16 protein-coding genes are annotated in these 19,374 nt (G+C 26.9%); all 16 read right to left on the reverse strand.

Annotated features, from left to right (window positions below; all coding sequences use genetic code 11):
* Positions 1 to 265: 265 nt before the first annotated feature.
* The gene (locus IC173_RS14535; protein ID WP_227482915.1) at positions 266 to 1,240 is read right to left on the reverse strand and encodes a glycoside hydrolase family 73 protein; all 975 of its coding nucleotides are present in this window, start codon (positions 1,238 to 1,240) and stop codon (positions 266 to 268) included.
* Positions 1,241 to 1,361: 121 nt separating this feature from the next.
* Positions 1,362 to 2,471, reverse strand: a complete 1,110-nt coding sequence (wecB, locus tag IC173_RS14540) for a non-hydrolyzing UDP-N-acetylglucosamine 2-epimerase (RefSeq protein WP_227855760.1) — start codon at positions 2,469 to 2,471, stop codon at positions 1,362 to 1,364.
* Between the two features lie 57 nt (positions 2,472 to 2,528).
* Positions 2,529 to 3,614 carry a glycoside hydrolase family 113 gene (locus tag IC173_RS14545; protein WP_227855761.1) on the reverse strand — a complete coding sequence of 362 codons (1,086 nt, stop codon included), beginning with the start codon at positions 3,612 to 3,614 and terminating at the stop codon, positions 2,529 to 2,531.
* Positions 3,615 to 3,651: 37 nt separating this feature from the next.
* Complete coding sequence (locus IC173_RS14550) at positions 3,652 to 5,733, reverse strand: cellulose biosynthesis cyclic di-GMP-binding regulatory protein BcsB (protein ID WP_227855762.1); 2,082 nt, start codon at positions 5,731 to 5,733, stop codon at positions 3,652 to 3,654.
* A 22-nt stretch (positions 5,734 to 5,755) separates the two neighbouring features.
* Positions 5,756 to 7,012, reverse strand: a complete 1,257-nt coding sequence (locus IC173_RS14555; RefSeq protein WP_227436615.1) for a glycosyltransferase — start codon at positions 7,010 to 7,012, stop codon at positions 5,756 to 5,758.
* Positions 7,013 to 7,061: 49 nt separating this feature from the next.
* The gene (locus IC173_RS14560) at positions 7,062 to 8,726 is read right to left on the reverse strand and encodes a DUF2334 domain-containing protein (RefSeq protein ID WP_227482918.1); all 1,665 of its coding nucleotides are present in this window, start codon (positions 8,724 to 8,726) and stop codon (positions 7,062 to 7,064) included.
* Positions 8,716 to 9,564, reverse strand: a complete 849-nt coding sequence (locus IC173_RS14565) for a GGDEF domain-containing protein (RefSeq protein WP_227834695.1) — start codon at positions 9,562 to 9,564, stop codon at positions 8,716 to 8,718. The genes IC173_RS14560 and IC173_RS14565 overlap by 11 nt, the downstream gene beginning before the upstream one ends.
* A 338-nt stretch (positions 9,565 to 9,902) precedes the next feature.
* Entirely contained in the window at positions 9,903 to 10,955 is a 1,053-nt protein-coding gene (locus tag IC173_RS14570) for an ABC transporter substrate-binding protein (protein ID WP_227482919.1), read from the reverse strand.
* Positions 10,955 to 11,629: an ABC transporter permease gene (locus IC173_RS14575; RefSeq protein WP_227855763.1), complete on the reverse strand. Its 675-nt coding sequence runs from the start codon at positions 11,627 to 11,629 to the stop codon at positions 10,955 to 10,957. Before IC173_RS14575 ends, IC173_RS14570 begins: the two co-directional genes overlap by 1 nt.
* A 104-nt stretch (positions 11,630 to 11,733) precedes the next feature.
* Positions 11,734 to 12,570, reverse strand: a complete 837-nt coding sequence (locus IC173_RS14580) for an ABC transporter permease (protein ID WP_227436623.1) — start codon at positions 12,568 to 12,570, stop codon at positions 11,734 to 11,736.
* A 1-nt stretch (position 12,571) separates the two neighbouring features.
* Positions 12,572 to 13,615 carry a spermidine/putrescine ABC transporter ATP-binding protein gene (potA, locus tag IC173_RS14585; protein ID WP_227855764.1) on the reverse strand — a complete coding sequence of 348 codons (1,044 nt, stop codon included), beginning with the start codon at positions 13,613 to 13,615 and terminating at the stop codon, positions 12,572 to 12,574.
* An 18-nt stretch (positions 13,616 to 13,633) separates the two neighbouring features.
* Positions 13,634 to 14,173 (reverse strand): helix-turn-helix domain-containing protein, encoded by a 540-nt coding sequence (locus IC173_RS14590; RefSeq protein ID WP_021383760.1) that lies wholly within the window; start codon positions 14,171 to 14,173, stop codon positions 13,634 to 13,636.
* Positions 14,174 to 14,603: 430 nt separating this feature from the next.
* The gene (locus tag IC173_RS14595) at positions 14,604 to 15,293 is read right to left on the reverse strand and encodes a hypothetical protein (RefSeq protein ID WP_227855765.1); all 690 of its coding nucleotides are present in this window, start codon (positions 15,291 to 15,293) and stop codon (positions 14,604 to 14,606) included.
* A gap of 305 nt (positions 15,294 to 15,598) precedes the next feature.
* Positions 15,599 to 16,264, reverse strand: coding sequence for an amino acid ABC transporter permease (locus IC173_RS14600; protein WP_227855766.1), 666 nt, complete (start codon positions 16,262 to 16,264; stop codon positions 15,599 to 15,601).
* Positions 16,265 to 16,273: 9 nt separating this feature from the next.
* Positions 16,274 to 17,074: a transporter substrate-binding domain-containing protein gene (locus IC173_RS14605; RefSeq protein ID WP_227855767.1), complete on the reverse strand. Its 801-nt coding sequence runs from the start codon at positions 17,072 to 17,074 to the stop codon at positions 16,274 to 16,276.
* 418 nt (positions 17,075 to 17,492) lie between these two features.
* Complete coding sequence (locus IC173_RS14610; RefSeq protein WP_227855768.1) at positions 17,493 to 19,373, reverse strand: CotH kinase family protein; 1,881 nt, start codon at positions 19,371 to 19,373, stop codon at positions 17,493 to 17,495.
* Between the last annotated feature and the right edge of the window lies 1 nt (position 19,374).

Here is a 19,374-nt window from a genome sequence, read left to right on the forward strand (position 1 = left end):
GCCAGGATCAAACTCTCAAATAAAAGTTTATCAGGCTCAGATACTATTGTTATCTAAATATCTGGCTTTATGGTTTGTTTCTTGTTTTTATAAATTAACCTACTGTTTAATTTTCAAAGTTCATTTTGTTCTCTTTCGAGTACAGTAATAATAATATCACCTTTCAAATAACAAGTCAATACATTTTTTTATGTTTTTTTACATTTTTTCTATTCTTTTGTATAAAACAAATTTATCTTGTTACACTTTCATGTAGAATTAATCCTTATTTTGTTTCCACTTTATTATCTATTAATTGTAAGTTATAGCTTCTAATAACCTCTATTAGTAGTTCTGCATATATACGATTCCCACTTTTATCTTCAGCTGTACTATATCCAGCATCTTCTAATGCTTGTGCCTGACTAATATAGTCTTTTGCTTCAAATAATCCATTTTTTCTATACCTTTTATTATTTACTAAAAATAAACCATGGTCTTTTACAGAGTCCTCTAATGAGCCATATGACCTAAAACTTGCTACAATTTTTTCATTATAATGTTCAGAAGTTGAAATTGCTACACTTTTTCCCTTCCACGCTTTATCTGCCTTTATACCAAATAAATTATTACTTTGCTTTGTAAGTTTAGAATTGCCCCACCCAGATTCTAATATTGCTTGTCCAATTGTTATAGATGGTAATATACCATAATCGATATACTCTCTTATAGCTGAGTCTTCTAATTTCTTTATAAACTTAATTTTTTCATCACTATCTTTTAGTTCCTTATTTCCAAGATATGTGTATTCTAAATCCTTCATGTATTTTTTTGCTCTACTTTTTTGAGAAGCGTCAAATTTCAATTCATTCAATACTTTCTTAAACTTTTTTACCTTGTATACTTTTTCTCCTTTATCATTTTTGTCTTCTACTATAAATTTTTCACCAACATTTAATGTATCTTTCTTTTTTATATTACTTAAATCTTCATCATAAATTACCATATCTATAGCAAGTAACTCCTTCCAGCTTAATTGAACTTTTCCGCCCCCTGCTTCATCAGCTACATCCATATAGTATTCAATTTTAGTAGTTTTTATATCTCTTACCTTATATAAGTCTTCAAAATATTTTGTTATATTAAAAACAGCTATTATACTTGCTATTATAAACACAGTAATAAGTATCTTCTTAAATACAAGCTTTAACCTTCTTACAGCTTTATTTTTGCCTAAATTTTTTATACATTTTCTAGCCATATTATTCCCCCTTGCTAATTGTATTCCTTATCTTATCATAATTTTTATATTAAGTCGTTATATTTTAATTCTGTCTTATATAAAATTTAAATTAAGCTAACAAAAGCTAATTTAAGTATCTTCAATTAAATTTTTTTACTATTATATCCACTATATACTTGCTTGCATTTCCATCCCCATATGGATTTGAAGCTTTACTCATTTGAATATAATTATTTCTATTTGTTAATAATTGTTTTACAGAATTATATATATTTTCTTCATTTGTACCTATTAATTTAAGTGTTTTTGCTTCAATTCCTTCTATTCTTTCTGTCTTTTTTCTTAACACAAGTACTGGTTTCCCTAGCGATGGAGCCTCTTCTTGTATTCCACCACTATCAGTCATTATCATATATGATTTGTTTAAAAAATTGTGAAAATCAACTACCTCCAAAGGCTCTATAATGTGAATTTTTTTAGTGTTTTTCCCAAATACTTCACTGGCTATACTACATATTTCAGGATTTAAATGTATAGGATATACTACCTGTACATCTTCAAATTCATCTACTATTCGCTTTACAGCTCTAAATATATTTCTCATAGGTTCTCCTAAGTTTTCCCTCCTATGAGAAGTCAATAAAATCATTCTGTCATCACCAAGCTTATCCATTATAGGGTGAGTATAATTTTCTCTTATTGTCATCTTTAATGCATCAATTGCAGTATTGCCTGTTACAAATATATTGTCTTCAGACTTTCCTTCTGAAATTAGGTTTTGTTTTGCCAAATTAGTAGGAGCAAAGTGTATATCAGCAATAATTCCTGTAAGTTGTCTATTTAGTTCTTCTGGAAATGGAGAATATTTATCATAAGTTCTAAGTCCTGCTTCTATATGACCTACTAGAACTTTACTATAAAATGCAGTTAAACTAGTAGCTAGAGTTGTCGTTGTATCTCCATGTACTAAGATTACGTCTGGCTTTTCTTTATCTATAATCATGGGAAGTTCATTTAAAACTTTACATGTTATATCATTTAAACTTTGCCCTTTTTTCATTATGTCTAAATCATAGTCTACATTTATATTGAAAGTTTCTATAACCTGGTCAAGCATTTCTCTATGTTGTGCTGTCACACACACAATACTTTTTATATGCTCTCTTTTTTCAAGTTCCTTAATTAAAGGAGCTACTTTGATAGCTTCAGGTCTAGTTCCAAATACAGTCATAACCTTGATGTCATCCATTTATATCTCTCCTAATCAACTATTTATATACTATAATTGTCTATTTATATAACAAATTTATTTATACCAAGATTTAATAATCTTTATACTCTCTTTTGATGGATAAAAGTTTTTTTCTTCATCAATTTTACCTACACAAAACACAGAAAAACCATTTATCCAATCCTCTTTTTCAAAAACTCTCCTATATGCTTCAAAGCATCTCGCTTGTTCTTCATCATTTATAATTTCTGAAGGAACATGATTCCATGGTTGAGAACTTGCATTTTCTCTATTTGAAAAGCCTAATTCTCCAAAAAATATCGGTTTATGATGAACCTTATAAAGATTATATAGTTCTTCTTTTATATTTTGTCCTCTATTATTCACAGTAGATGAATGTAAAGCAGAAACCAATTCATCAACTGTATTGACAGATTTATCACTTAACTCAAAATACGCTGCTATGGATATAAAGTCTAACTTATCAAAAAAATTATTATTTAGTTTTTGTTCATAAGATAATTTACTATTTAAATCACCTTTTCTTGTATACCACCAATTAGTTCTATATGTTACAAGACCATCAAATTTTGATTGTACAAAATCTATTATTTCACCCCAATTTTGTTGATATTCTTCTAGGTATACAAAATTAGAGCCTACATTTAAAACCTTTACATCCAATGGATTTGCTACATCTTCTATAAGTTCATTTAATACAGTATTTTGCCAGTTATAAAAAAATCTTTTTTTATTCATAGGATTCCAATCTGTCTCATACAACTCTCCATTTTTTATCCATGGATATGCTTCCAATATTGTGGAAATACCCTGCTTGTTTAATTTTTTTATTAGTTTGATTGCCTTTTTTTTGCTATTATTATCTATTGACATGATATCAGAATTAATATCATCTACAGTTATAACTATAGGTACATTTATTGTATTCAATCCTAGCTTATCTATATCCTTCATAACTTGATTTATTTCATAATCTATAGATAAATTGGCTGATTTAATCTTGCCCTCATACTGGCTATTTACTAAACTTCTATTTTTTAATTCAATATTTACAAAATAAATTATAAATACAAAAGTTAAAATAATTCCTAAGATTAAAATATTTTTCTTAAATTTAAATTTGTTTATGTTTTTATTCAAATCATATACCTCATTTTAAAATAATAAGTTTACTGTATTATCTTCTTTTATATTTCTTGATAAATAATATTGATAGAATTATAGCTACAGTTATAACAATAAAAGAAACAACAAAAAAAACTTTAGCTGTTTTACTTATATTCAATTCTCTACTTGAATCTTTTATTTCTTTATTTATTTTTGTATTGTAATTTAATTCTTTTACTTCTCCATATTCATCAATTGTTAGTGTATCTCCTTTTAAATCATTGCCTTGACTTTTATTTAATAAATAATCCATTCCTAAATATAAATTTTTTTCATCTATTGAGCTGATTACCATAATATTTCTTTGATTATTGTAAGGTGATTTTATCAATTGTATTGATGAAATATTTTTACCATAATCGTCAATAAAGCTTATCTTATCATTTGATAAAAAGTTAGAATAGTTTTTATTAAACTTTACATTTAAGTTGCTATTTATCATCTTTATAACAGAGTTGTTAAGTGGTACTCCAAAAACTATAATATTCGTATCTTTATATTTATTGATAAACTCTTTTCCTCTAATTACATTTATATTTCCTTCATGCGAACTAATATTTGCACCTAAATTAACACCTAGTCTGGACATCCATGTCATTGCTTGAGACCCAGAATAATCTGGCATTATTACAGTTAAATCATTAAACCTATCATTTTTAACAAATGGATATGGATAACTTTCAAAATTCAGTGACTGATTTTCTTTTGTCGATAATTCCAAATAAGAACTATTTGATACGTATGCCCAAGGATTATTACTTTCTCTTGTAACACAATTTAAATTTTTTATATTTAAATTAAACACCAGCTTAACTTGATAGTAGTTTTTATTATCTATATCTTTAGGTATTTTTAATTCTAGCTTGTCATTGTCTGAATATGCTCTATCTAATTTTTTACTTCCTACAACAACATCATTTATATATACTGTAACTAATGACTTGTCAAAATCCAAATTATCAGAATATCTTAAATTTAAAACAATCTTTGAACCATTATTTAACTTTCTACCTTTTGGTATTCTAACATCAAATAAAGCTTGTTGACTAAATGCACCTTCCAATAAAATATCTGCATATCCTAGTTCTTCTAAAGTCATATGTCCTAAATTTAATTCTTGTTCACCATCAGTCTTTATATTAGTATCTTTATTTACAAGTATTGATGATGATAGAATTTGATTAGAAAGTCTATTGTCTATCAATACTTTAGATGCTTTTATTAAATCTTCTTCATTACTACCTATTACCACCAGCATCTTCTTATTATTGTTATATGGAGAATTTATCTGCTTAATTATACAATTTGGAGATAATAAAGTTTGTTCCTTTGCACTTAGAATATTCAAAATTTCTTCTGCTGTATTTTCAGGTTTACCAATGTATATAATGTTATCATCTGACCAGTTCTTCATTTCTGAATATAATTTAACGTCAAACTGTAACTTATCGTTCTGTGTTATTTTTCCAAATTCTGATGCTAAATTAAACACAGCTGTAGATTCACCTCTACTCATATTATCTGGAACTACTAAAGTTGTATCTAATTTAAAATTTTCTTCAATTTCTATATATGGATATGGATACTCATTTATTGAATTGCCCAATTTTTTCTGCTTATATCTAATTGATGTATAAGATTCCTTATGAATAACCATCCAGTTTCCAGTGTTAGAATCATCCTGACATATTTTGTCAGATATTGTTTTATATGCTTTTACTTTTATTTCATTATATCCTTGTATTATATAATCTTTAGGTATTGATACTTTTAATGTATCTTTATAATCTTTTTTGGCATTTAGTTTAATCGATTTTATTGGTACATTATTTATTAAGATAGTTAAACTTGAAACATCTCCATTTAATATTTGACTCTTACTAAAATTAAGATTAAATAATACTTCCTCAACATCCCAATTTTTGTTTACTTCAAAAAAAGTACTATTGCTACCTATAACTCCATCAATAGTTACATCTCTTTCAAACTTATAATTTTTGACTTTGGTTTCATCAGCTTTTACTTCATCTACAAATGCGATATTTGAAAAAAACAATACTAAAGATACAATTAATACAACAAATTTTTTCATGTTAATACCTCCTGTACATGAATTAAAATCTTTCCGTTTTATACCATTTAACTTCTCTTTTAAAAATTATATCTTTTAAATACTCTACCATTCCTTTTATAGCAACAAATAGCCATAGTTGAGAATATGTAAAATACATAAGTGCTACTATAAATATATTCTCAATTGTAGCCTCACCTTTTTCTATAGTTAAGCTTATACTCACTTCTATGATAAATAAAATGTATGATAGTATCCATATTATAATAAAGTTGATTGGAATAGAAATCTCTATTAATTTAAATACACTTAAAACAAATAAAATATCTGAGATAATAACAGATGTTAAAAATAGAAAATATACAGAAAAAAAGTAGGCTATATCAAATACAATTTTATTTTTACCTTGTTTAAATATATTTTTTATATATTTCATTAAAACGTATATATTCCCTTTTGCCCATCTGGTCCTTTGCTTTATCCAAACTTTAATAGTTTCTGGTTCCTGTTCCCATGTTATCGACTGTGGCACAAGCTTTATTTTATATCCTAACTTATATATTCTAAAGCTAATTTCTGTATCTTCTGCAATTGCTTTGCTATCCCATCCCCCAATTTCTTCTATAATACTTTTTCTCAATATAAAGTTAGTTCCTGGTATTGTACATAAATTAAATAATTGCCATCTACCAGCTTGAGACATCCATTGAAAGCTTAAGGTTTCAATATTTATAAATTTCGTCAATAGATTTTTACTTTTATTTCTAGTTCTAAACTTTCCAATAACAGCACCTAATTCATCATCTAGAACTATTGTTTGTATTAAATACCTAAGTGCATCTCTATCTGGGGTGTTATCTGCATCATATACTGCTATAAACTCTCCTTTTGAAATTTTATATCCAATATTTAATGCATTTGATTTTCCCTTACCTCCAGTCATGCTATCTGTATTTATAATAGTAAAATTATAGTTTTTATATTTACTCTTTATGCTTTCTAAAATTTCTCTACTATTATCAGAAGAGTTGTCATTTATCACAATAAGTTCCATTTTATCTTTAGGATAATTAAGTAGTAATAAAGATTCCACAGTCCTACCTATCACCTTTGCTTCATTATGAGCAGGAACAAGTATTGATACCACTGGATATCTATCAATTTTTTTTATTTTTTTATCAAAGTTCTTAAAATAAAATAGATATCCCCCCATAGCTAAAACTATATTTATAAGTAGTAAAGACCATATACTAAATAAACTAAATATAAATAGATACTCTGATACATTTAATCCTCTCATAAAATTCACCTAAAATCTTTTTAAATATTAGCACTTCATCTAAACTTTTTTATTTTAAAAATTTCTTTTTATCTATTTTTTTAAAATATATAAATATAATTACAAAAACTAAAACACTTATAGATACTATTGATATTAAAATTTTGCTGATTTTAGATATAGATTTAAACCTAGTTTCATCTTCTTTATTTTTTTCTAAATTTCTATCATAGTTGACTTTAATTTCATTACCATTATTTCTTATTTGTATCTCATCAACCTTTACCCAATTATCAAAATCTCTTAAATCCAAAAACTCTATATTTTGTTTTTCTAGGTATTCTATTGTATCTTTCAAATATTTTATATCTAAATACGAATGAAAGAAAAAACCACCACTAAAACCTCTGACAATAGATAGTGTATCTAAATTTTCTTTTATGTTTTGAAAAGTAAGTTTATCTTCTGGGTCTATATATCCCAAATTTTCAGGAATGAATATGTTAAATTCTTCTGTATCCCTAATTACATATGGATACGTATTTGTGCTAAATTTTTTATCATTATTTTGATGTTGCCCTACATAAGTAGAAAAATATTTTTTTAATTCTTTATATCCTTCAGATTCTATTGCATAATGAGGAGCTTCAAATGCAAGAGGATAAATTCCATTTTCTATACATATTCTAAGCCCTTTTAAAACCCTATCTTTCACAAAAATTGTCATATTTTCTTTTAATGGCTCATCTTTTTCCCCATCCCAAAATTCATATCCTTCTCCAGAAACTTCTTCATTTTTATATTTATGTGTGTATCCATGTAATATCACTGTACCACCCTTATCTTGCATATATTTTACTGCTTTAACAATCTCAGGGCTTTCTGATAAAGTCGTTATCTTATGATTTTTAGGATTTACATAAGCTGGTATCAAAGCAATTGTAAATGGTATATTCTTATTGCTTAAATAATCAGCTATTTTTATTAATTCTTTTGGTTCTCTAAATGCATGTACATCTTCTATTCTTACGAATATACGACCTTTATTGAAAGTTTTAACATTAAACACATCATTTAGTGAATCACAAAATATATAAAATAAAACACCATCTAAATCCAACTTTGACACATAGAAAAGATTTTTATCATTTACAATATACGGATATTCATTTACTGTATCACTAATAGTTCCTATAATTTTATTGTTTTTATCTGTTGATTTTACAATATTAAATAAATAGTGTTCCTCCAAGTTATACTCTTTACCTTTATAGGTTACACTGTTTATATTATTTGTTTTTTTTACATATTCTAAGTTATATTTCTTATATTCCAACAGATTTTCTATACCATGCCCTAACCAGCAGATGACTCCTTTATAGGAATCTAATGAATTAATTAAGGTGTTAGTTTTTTCATCATTACTATATGAATTTTCATTTATTCCTATAATAAATATATGACTATAATAAGTTTCATTTATCTCATTATCATAGTTGCTTAATTTTAATAACTCTATATTTGAGCTAAATCTACCTAATAGAGTCCTCACAATTTTCAAGATATCTCGATTGTAAGATGTTTCTTTCTTAGAATCATAAATAACCAATACCTTATTTGTATTAGAATAAGTCTCTACCGCATATGAGCATATATTAAAATTTGACATTATCAATACTATTAAAAGCACAATTAACACTTTAGATAAATTTTTATTGTAAGTTTTAAACATCATACTGCAATTCCTCTTCAACCATATTCTTAAAATTTATACTGTCTCCAAAAGTATCTTTATACTCTAAAATTGCAATTTTCACATCTATATTTACATATCTTCCTTTATTATTTAAATCTAAGTTTAACTCTTTTATCCTCTTCTTTATTCTATCTCTAACAACTTTTGAGCCTTCTAATGCTGTGTTTGGCATCAGTATTCCTATCATATCTTTTTGTAAACTGTATATTATATCTTCATTTCTTGTACATTCCACAATATTTGAACTAATATATTTTACTATTTTGTTAGTTTTACTTTCACCAAATATAGTCTGTAGGTTTTCATAATATGGTAATTTTACTATCATAAGAGAAAAAGTAGTAGTATATCTGACTGACTTACTTATTTCCATATTTACATCATTATAAAAAATTTTTAAGTTTCTAAGCCCAGTTTCGTTATCTATAGTTACTAGTTCCTTATATTGTTCAGTTAATTTTATATTTGTAAGTTGTAATTCATTTATGTTTTTATTTATGTTCCCCATTATAATTGAAGATATTGGTATTGCTATTATCCATATATATGATATAAACTCAACATCTATATTGTGAGTAATATTGTTATATAAAATATAGGATGTATATATAAATATAGTTATTGAACTTGTTATTAAACCAACTACTGAGTTTGATAAATAAGTTAACATTATTATAAAAAAAATAACTGATAACATTATAAATACATTCAGTTTATTTTCTGTTCTAATAGATAGTATTACTATCCCAACAATTAAAAATATAAAAACAAACAAACTTAACATTAATAAATCTATCTTTTTATTTGTCCCATTCATTTTTTATAAATTTACACCTCCAATTATTTTATTAAGTTGCCCATTTTTTCTAATTATTATTAAAATCAATATGTAAATAATTTTTTAACTTAATAAAAATAAATTAAATTATATATATATAAATAATAAAAAAACAAGCAAATATTTAAGATTAATGCTATCTATTTGCTTATCTTTAAAATAATTATCATGTATGTATTTATAGTAAATAAATTATATATATCTATAACATACACATATTTATGTATAAGCAAAAAAATAAAACTGTTCAATAATTAGAAAATAATTTCTAAATAAGAACAGTTTTATTAAGTAAATATTATTAAATAAATAATACTCTATTTTGATTTTAACTCTATCCAAGCCTTATCGTATAACTTGATGTTTTCACCAATATCTTCAAAAGTTTCACATTTAGCAAGTACATCCTTAGATGGATATGCAACAGGATTGCTAGTTATTTCTGGGTCCAATAACTTTAGTGCTCCTGTATTAGGTGTTGAATATCCAATATACTCAGCATTTACTTTTGCATTTTCTGGGTCTAGCAAGAAGTTTATAAATAACTCAGCTTCTTTTTTATTTTGTGCTGTTGTAGGTACACACATAGCATCCACCCACTTGTTTGTACCTTCTTTAGGTATAGCATAATCAAGGTCAGGATTTTGATCCATCAATGTAACTGCATCTCCAGAATACAACATCCCCATTGCAACTTCTCCACCTAATAATCTATCTTTTCCTTCGTCGTTTACATATGCTAAGACCAAATCCTTTTGCTTTATTAAAAGATTTTTTGCTTCATTTATTTCTTTTGGATTTACACTATTCATACTGTATCCTAATTTTTTAAGGGTTATCCCTATAGTATCTCTAACAGAGTCAAACATCATCATGTTTCCTTTATATTTTGGATTCCAAAGTATATTCCAACTATCTATAGGCTCTTTAACTTCTTTTTTATTATATAAGATTCCAAGAGTACCCCACATATATGCAACACTATATTCATTAGTTTCATCATATACAGGATTTAAAAAACTCTTATCTAAATACTTCATATTAGGTATATTTTTAAAATCTATTTTTTCCAAAAGACCTTCATTTTTCATTTTTTCCACCATATAATCTGATGGAAAAACTAAATCATAATGAGTGCTACCACTCTTAACCTTTTGATACATCATTTCATTAGTATCATAAGTTGAATACTGAACTTCTATTCCTGTTTCTTTTTCAAACTTATCTATAAGAGATTCATCTATATAATCACCAACATTATATACATTTAGAACCTTTGTAGAATCTGTTGACTTATTACATCCTGTAAATAAAGTTGCTGTAATCATACCTACAGTTATAAGGGATATTATTTTCTTAAACTTAATCATTATTTAGTCCCCCTTACTATAGATTCTTTTTTATTAGCCAATAGAAGTAATCCTAAAACCACCGCAAACATTATCGTTGATAATGCATTTATTTCAGGCTTTATACCTCTTCGAGCCATTCCATAGATTTCTATAGAAAGATTACTTACACCATTTCCAGCATTAAAGAAACTTATTATAAAGTCGTCTATTGACATAGTAAATGCAATCAAAAATCCAGAAACTATACCTGGTTTTATTTGTGGTAAAATTACTTTTCTAAGAGCATACATAGGTGTTGCTCCTAAGTCCATAGCTGCATCTTCTATATTATCAGGTAATTGCTTCATTTTTGGTAAAACTGAAAGTATAACATATGGCAAACAAAACATTATATGTGCTAATAACATTGTTGTAATACCAAATTCCATTTTTACAAATACAAATAGACTCATAAGGGCTACTGCTGTAACTATTTCTGTATTTAAAATAGGAAGGTAGTTTACATTCAGTATTAATTTTTTACTCTTCCCTCTCATCTTATGTATTCCTATAGCACTTATAGTTCCTACTATTGTTGATATTACAGATGCTAATATAGCTATAACAACAGTGTAATATAAAGCACTCATTATACTTTCATTTTGAAGTAATTGACCATACCATTTCCACGTAAATCCATTCCATCTTGCCATTGATTTTGAATCATTAAAAGAAAATAGTACCAATGCAAATATGGGTGCATACAAAAATAAGAATACTAATGCTAAATATATATTAGAAGTTATTTTCTTTAATTTTAAAATAGTAACCCACCACCTTCTTTGTCAGATTCATCTCCAAATTTTGACATTATCGACATGGATATTAATATTACTATCATCATAAATATCGATATAGCTGAGCCAAAGTTCCAATCTCCAACAACTGTGAATTGTTGTTCAATTAAATCTCCAACTAACATTATTTTACCTCCACCTAGCAGTCTTGATATTGCAAAAGTAGTAACTGCTGGCATAAATACCATAGTTATTCCAGACATTACTCCAGGCAAACTCAAAGGAAATATAATTTTTCTAAATACTGTCATGTTATTTGCACCTAAATCATGAGCAGCATTTATTAAATCATTATCCATCTTTGAAAGTGCTGTATATATTGGAAGAACCATAAATGGTAAAAAGTTATATACCATACCTAAAAGTATAGCAACATTAGTATACAAAATTGCTAATGGCTGTATTCCAAACCATCCTAAAAACGTATTTAAAAGTCCATTTTTTCCTAATATAGCTACCCATGCATACGTTCTTAAAAGAAAATTCATCCACATAGGAAGAATAAACAACAGTATTAATGAACCTCTTCTACTTACATGAGCTTTTGAAATTATATATGCCACTGGATAACCAACTACAAGACATATCAATGTAGCTACTCCTGCTAAAAGAATAGAACGAGCAAATACTTTAATATATATAGGGTCTATTACTTCTTTATAATTCTCAAGTGTAAATGCATAACCTGTACTTGAGTCTTTTGTAAAACTGAAAAATACTACTAGTATTAAAGGAATTATTACAAATATCGCACTCCAAACTACATATGGATATGCTAAAAAAGATTTCTTCTTCATATTAGTTACTCTCTTTTCTCATTATATGGATGTCTTCTGGATATATGTCCATGCCTAGTTCTACTCCAACTTCAGCATTTTTAGTATTATGAAGTATCCACAATCTTCCATTTTCATTTAATTCTATTTCATAGTGCACTCCTTTAAATACTGTAGATGTAACTTTCCCCTTTAACATTCCTTCTTCTGGCTTTACCATTTTTATATCTTCTGGTCTTATTACTACTTCTATATTTTCATTTTTTTCAAATCCTTTATCTACGCACTCAAACTCTCTATTACAGAAATTTACTTTATAATCTTCCATCATAATTCCATCAAATATATTACTTTCACCTATAAACTTTGCTACAAATGAATTTTTAGGTTCATTGTATATATCTTGAGGTGTTCCCATTTGTTGTATTTTACCTTTATGCATTACAACAATAGTATCTGACATAGTAAGAGCCTCTTCTTGGTCATGAGTTACAAACACAAATGTTATTCCTAATTTTTTTTGAATTCTTTTTAATTCTATTTGCATTTCTTGTCTTAATTTTAAATCTAATGCTCCAAGTGGCTCGTCTAGTAACAATACTTTTGGTTCATTAACTAAAGCTCTTGCTATTGCAATCCTCTGTTGTTGTCCTCCACTTAATGAGTCAACTTGTCGTCTTTCAAAGCCTTCTAGTGCAACAAGTTTTAAAACCTCTTTCACTTTAGCATCTATTACATCTTTTGGAGTCTTTTTAATTTTTAGTCCAAAAGCTACATTTTCATATACATCCATATGTGGAAATAAAGCATATTTTTGAAACACTGTATTTACTTGTCTTTCATATGGTGGCAAATTATTTATCTCTTTACTTTCAAATAAAACTTTACCATCATCAGCATACTCAAAACCTGCTATTATTTTTAATGTAGTAGTTTTTCCACATCCACTTGGTCCAAGTAAAGTTAAAAACTCATTTTTCTTTATATCTAAATTGAAATTATCTAAAACAGTAAGTTCCTCATAATGCTTAGATATATCTCTTAATTCTATTATATTTTCTACCACTTATTAAACACCTCTATTCTAAAATGATGGTGGCGTACTTACCCAAATCACTTTTGCTGTCGTTTTACCTTCGTTTGATATATAGTGATTTGCTCTTGGTCTAAAGTAAAAGCTTTCTCCTTTTTTTACCTTATTTTTCTTTTCGCCTATATGAACATATATTGAACCTGCTAATACATATCCAAATTCTTCACCTTCATGTGGCTTTTCTTCTTTATATTGTCCACCTGGATACAATGTTATTATTATTGGCTCCATTTCATTTTTTTGTGAATTTGGAATTAACCACTTTAATTTATATTTTAAATCTTCATCTTCAGTTTCAAACATGTCTTCTTTTGTAAAACTAATTCTTTCGTCATCTATTTCATTAAAAAATTCCCTTAAATTTGTACCTAATATCTCAAGTATATCTATAAGGGTAGCTATGGATGGTGATGTTAAGTTATTTTCTAGTTGAGAAATAAATCCTTTTGACAATTCACATCTATTAGCTAACTCTTCCTGGGTCAGTTGTTTTTCTGTTCTTAATCTTTTTATCTTTTCACCTATATCCATGTTGCACCTCCTAATTTTTGTTTTATTTTACTAAACATTTTGTTTACTAAACATTGAGTTTAAAATTTGTAAACAACATAGGTAATTATATATAAAATTTAGATATAATACAAGACTTTTTTGCTAATTTTTTTATTTTTTTAGTTAGAATAAATACAAGTATTTTAAAGGCTTTGAAAATACACAATTTGAATGTGTTTATATTAATATCTATAAAGTTTAGTATCTCTAATTATAAATAAATCAATTCATATAACATATATAAAAGCTTTTAAAGTCTTAGAATATGTTAAGTAAATAAAAAATTGCTAAAAATCTATATTTTATAGTTTTTTAGCAATCCATATCTTTTAATATTTGAAATTTTATATATTTACAAGAAAATTTTTATTTATAATTACTATATACTTCTAATTAATTCTTTATAGAGCTATTTAGCCATATTTTGAGTAGCAGGTTTTTTATCTCCGCTCACATACAATTTTATAAATTTTATATCATCTATTATAAATCTATGTTTGATTTTACTACAATCTAATTTAAACAAATTGAATAATATTTGTGTAAGATATCCTAGACCAAATGCACTTATTACAGTTCCTATGCCAACTTTTCCACCTAAGAAAAATCCAACTATTAATGCACCAACTTCTATAGTTCCTCTTATTAAGTTAAGTGATTTTCCTGTTTTCTTTTGAAGAGCAACCATCAAACCATCTCTGGGTCCACTTCCTAGACCACTTCCCATGTAAAATACCATTCCAAGAGCTACAAGCCCCAAACCTAAAATTAACATAATTATTCCTATTAATACACTATCCGTCTTTGGAATTAAGTTAGTATATAGAAGTAAGTCCATAAAAAAGCCAATTAATAACATATTGAATACAGTTCCCCATCCTACATTTTCACCTAGAATAACATCAGCTATAACTACTATAGAGCCTACAATTATAGAGGCAGTCCCTATAGTTATTCCTACATGATTTGAAAGACCTTGATGAAACACATCCCAAGGAGATAAACCTAGGTTACAATTTATCGTCAATACTATACCAATTGAACATATAAATAGACCTAAAACCAGCTTTGAAAATTTCCATAATACTTTTTGTAACAAAATCTACCCCTCCTAAACATAATTTAACTACTCACCTTAAATACCAAAAGTCAGCAGTTTTCGTGCAAAAATCCTATCTTATAAATTTTATAATCTAACTCTATGATACATCATTTTATGCTAAATAACTACCATTTTATTACAATTTGGTTACAAATTTTCAGATTATTTTTTCGAAGAAATAATTTATGTTTTCTACAATTAAACACTATATTTTCAATTTTATTTATAATTAAATAATAAAAACTATTTAAACATATTTTATTATATTTAAATAGCTTTTATTTTATTATGTAATATTATTGTTAGTATGCAGTATTTAGTTTTTCTTCTATTTTCTTTTGAATAAATCCAAATACAAATAATATGAACCAATACACAAATCCTGCTACTAAGAAAGCTTCTAGATATTTATATTTACTACCGCCATTATAATTTGCTGTTGCCATTATTTCTATTACCCCTATAGTAAAAGCTAGTGATGAACCCTTAATTAAATCTACAAAGTGATTAGATAATGCAGGTATAGCTACTCTTATAGCCTGTGGCATAACTATTCTTCTAAATATTTGTACATTTGTAAGTCCTATAGAAGCCCCTGCTTCATATTGTCCCCTATCAACAGAGGAAATAGCTCCTCTTATAGTCTCTGACATATATGCTGACATATTTACTGACAAAGCAATTATTATTGCAGTAAATGGAGACATTTCTACAAGTGCTGGAATAGCTCTTGGCAATCCAAAATATAATGCATACAATTGAACTAGCAATGGTGTGCCTCTAAAAATTGATGTATACACTTTGACAATTTGATTTAATACTTTAACCTCATTATAGCTTATCAATGCCATTACAATTGCTATCGCTAGAGATAGCGCTAGAGATATTAAAGCAATTATTATTGTTTCTTTAGATGCTATAAATATTTCTGGTAAAATTTTAAACATGAATGATATATCTAAACTCATAAAAGTCACCTATCTCTCAATTGTTATATCTTCCCCAAACCATTTTTTAGAAATTTCAGTAAGAGTTCCATCTTTTCTCATAGCTGTTATTGCTTCGTCAACTTTAGCTTTTAATTCTTTTGATTTTTCATCTTTTTTAAATGGATATGCATTTATCTCTTCATAGATAGGTTCTCCAACAGCTATAAAGTTTGAGCCAGCTTTTTTATTTCTAGCTGCTGTAGCTGAAACAGAAATTATTCTTGCATCAGATCTTCCAAGTTCAAGGCCTTCATATGAATCTGCTCCATCATTAAATACTAATTCCATTGAATTGTCTTTATTTTTTTCTTCCATTATAGCTCTTTCAGATGAGTTTGCACCAACCTCAACTTTCTTACCTTTTAAATCTTCAAGACTTTTTATATTATCTTTATCTTCTGGTCTAATAGTTATCATTAAAGGATTATAAGCATATGGTACTGTGAAATCATATACTTCTTCCCTTTCTGGTGTTATACTTATTTGTTGAGCTGCTGTATCTGCTTTTCCACTATCTACCATACCAAGTAATCCACCTGTATCCCCATTGTTTACTTCATACTTAATTTCAGAATCTAATCTTTTCCCAATTTCATTCCATATATCAATTTCAAAACCTTGCATTTTCCCATCTTCTCTAAAATTAAATGGATAATACTTTGCTCCTGTAGCTACTGTAATAGTCTTCTTTTCTTCTTTTTCAGGCTCTTCTTTTGTTGAACAACCTATTGTTAATCCACAAATAACTAACCCTAATGTTAATAAGCTTAATGCTCTTTTCCAATACATTAAAATCCCTCCATACTTGATGATATTTTTATTTACATGAATTTAAACTTTATTTATATACCATAATTTAGCTTTATAATTTTTAAACTTACATATCACTCTTTACTTTAATATAAGTTAAATTTAAAACATTCATTTTTATGGATATTTCTACAAAATATAAATTTATTTTCCATTTACCTCAAAATAATCGTATTATACTTTTCATACTTTGTCTAATCGTTTTTTTCTATGTACTTTTTTAATAGAATCAAATTTTACTATATCATTGTAAAATTATAAATGTACGAAATTACAACGATTATTAATCTAACACTAATAAGAAAATACTTTTTATTAAAAACAAAGATATTAAAATAAAAAAAATACTGTTAAGTAGATATTTACTTAACAGTATCAATATTATTTGTATCTGAATCTATTTTGACTTTATAAATCTTCTTCGGTTTATCTTTGATACACCTACTAGCATAACTGACATGATTATCATTGAAACTCCACCTAAAATTAATTTAGAGTATGTTGTTGTTTTATTCATAGAGTCGCCTCCTTTATTACCAAAACCCCCAGCTTCCTTTGGATTACCTTGACTTCTATCTATATTCATATCTCCATTTTTACCATTCATATCACCCTTATCCATATTTCCCATTCCTGGTGGTGTTTTACCATCCATGCCTTCAGGTGGCTCTGGCATGCCACTCATCTTATCATCAGAATTTTCTGTGTCTTTACTTTCACTTGAACTATTATCATCAGAAGTTTCCTTAGTTGAAGAAGATTCTCCACTTAATTGAGTTTTTATAGTTTTACTCATATTTTCTGCAACTTCTAAAACTCCTGGTATTGACTTTCCACCTTTACCCATAGGCCCTCCTGACTTTTCATTAGTATCATCACCACTTTTATTGGTATTTGTATTATTCTCATTTTCACTATTATCTGTAGTGTTATTTTGAGTATCATTATCCGTATTAGTTTTGGCTTTGCTTAATGTTAATTCAGCATTAACTTCTTTTTCATTACTTTTGTTTTCAAAACTCTTATTTTCATTGTTAGAATCTTTATTATTAGATTCTTTATCACCAAATCCCTTATTATCACTAGAGTCTTCAATTGAAGATGTTATATTTTTTTCAAATTCTTCATAAGTATAAAATGCTGTTGGGTCTTCTTTTACATATGATGCTATCAAGTCATGTAATTTTGTTGTCATATTTTCCAGATAATCTGAATCCAAGTACTTGGTTACTATTTCTTCTAGATATTCATGATACTTAGCTTTATATGTATCATTTTTTAATAATGCAGATATTAAAGGTCTATCTTCCAAATTACCTGTTGTAGGTTCATCAATAGCTATAGATTGACTACCTCCACCAAAACCACTAAATCCACCAAATGACATATTAAAGTCCCATGGCAACATAGAAAACACTCCATCTTGTTCATATAAATAGTAATTATGAGCGAAACTACCTTGATAACTATCAAGATTTAATAAAGCTGTACTTATTGCTATATTTTTGAGGACAGAATCTACATCAAGATATTTTTCAACATCCTCACCTGTATCTAAAGATTTTAGTAGTTTTGTAACTTTAGACCAATCAGCAGTTTTCTTGTCACTTTCAACGATTAGATTTGAGTAACTATCTGGGTCATCACCCTCATATTGTAATGAGGCTCCTTCATCTGATTTGTATAAGTCTCCAGTTACATCTCCAAAATTATTTTCAAGATAAGATTCTTTTAACCCTTCTACTGCCAAATATAATCCATGATATTCACCATTTATAGAAACTTTAGCATATGCAAATTCTGGAGTAGCTAATCCCATCTCCTCACAGACACTATAAGTTAAAAATTCTCTCATATAAGATGGGTCAGAATAACAGTTATTAAGGTTTAATTGAGTAAGACCTTCCATACTTTGACTAGTATTATATTTATCGAAATTAATCTTATAGCTATATCTATCACTATCACTATTTGCTACAGATGTAAGACTTGAATTTCCTTTAGTTCTTATACCAACGTTTCCATATGTGTCTCCATTTACAGTTACTTTTGCAACTTTAAATTCTTCTTTTATAGCATTTTCATTTATATCTTCCAAGTCACTTTCATCTATTTCTATATTAACTTCCATAACCTTGTCTCTGTCAAAATATTTTTCAATATATACATTGCTATATAAATCAACATTTTTATTACCATATGTACTGTAAACTCCAACTACTGCACATAAAAATATAACCATAATTGAGATAAGAAGGGTAAATTTTTTATCTTTCATA

The sequence above is a fragment of the Clostridioides sp. ES-S-0048-02 genome, from assembly GCF_020658495.1.
In the GTDB taxonomy this organism is placed as follows: Bacteria; Bacillota; Clostridia; order Peptostreptococcales; family Peptostreptococcaceae; genus Clostridioides.

What these genes read in the sequence shown, in the direction of transcription:
- IC173_RS14535 (WP_227482915.1), bottom strand. Translation starts at nt 1,240, where the DNA reads ATGGCTAGAAAATGTATAAAAAATTTAGGCAAAAATAAAGCTGTAAGA.
- wecB (WP_227855760.1), bottom strand. Translation starts at nt 2,471, where the DNA reads ATGGATGACATCAAGGTTATGACTGTATTTGGAACTAGACCTGAAGCT.
- IC173_RS14550 (WP_227855762.1), bottom strand. Translation starts at nt 5,733, where the DNA reads ATGAAAAAATTTGTTGTATTAATTGTATCTTTAGTATTGTTTTTTTCA.
- IC173_RS14555 (WP_227436615.1), bottom strand. Translation starts at nt 7,012, where the DNA reads ATGAGAGGATTAAATGTATCAGAGTATCTATTTATATTTAGTTTATTT.
- IC173_RS14560 (WP_227482918.1), bottom strand. Translation starts at nt 8,726, where the DNA reads ATGATGTTTAAAACTTACAATAAAAATTTATCTAAAGTGTTAATTGTG.
- IC173_RS14565 (WP_227834695.1), bottom strand. Translation starts at nt 9,564, where the DNA reads ATGAATGGGACAAATAAAAAGATAGATTTATTAATGTTAAGTTTGTTT.
- IC173_RS14570 (WP_227482919.1), bottom strand. Translation starts at nt 10,955, where the DNA reads ATGATTAAGTTTAAGAAAATAATATCCCTTATAACTGTAGGTATGATT.
- IC173_RS14575 (WP_227855763.1), bottom strand. Translation starts at nt 11,629, where the DNA reads ATGGCAAGATGGAATGGATTTACGTGGAAATGGTATGGTCAATTACTT.
- IC173_RS14580 (WP_227436623.1), bottom strand. Translation starts at nt 12,570, where the DNA reads ATGAAGAAGAAATCTTTTTTAGCATATCCATATGTAGTTTGGAGTGCG.
- IC173_RS14590 (WP_021383760.1), bottom strand. Translation starts at nt 14,173, where the DNA reads ATGGATATAGGTGAAAAGATAAAAAGATTAAGAACAGAAAAACAACTG.
- IC173_RS14600 (WP_227855766.1), bottom strand. Translation starts at nt 16,264, where the DNA reads ATGAGTTTAGATATATCATTCATGTTTAAAATTTTACCAGAAATATTT.
- IC173_RS14605 (WP_227855767.1), bottom strand. Translation starts at nt 17,074, where the DNA reads ATGTATTGGAAAAGAGCATTAAGCTTATTAACATTAGGGTTAGTTATT.
- IC173_RS14610 (WP_227855768.1), bottom strand. Translation starts at nt 19,373, where the DNA reads ATGAAAGATAAAAAATTTACCCTTCTTATCTCAATTATGGTTATATTT.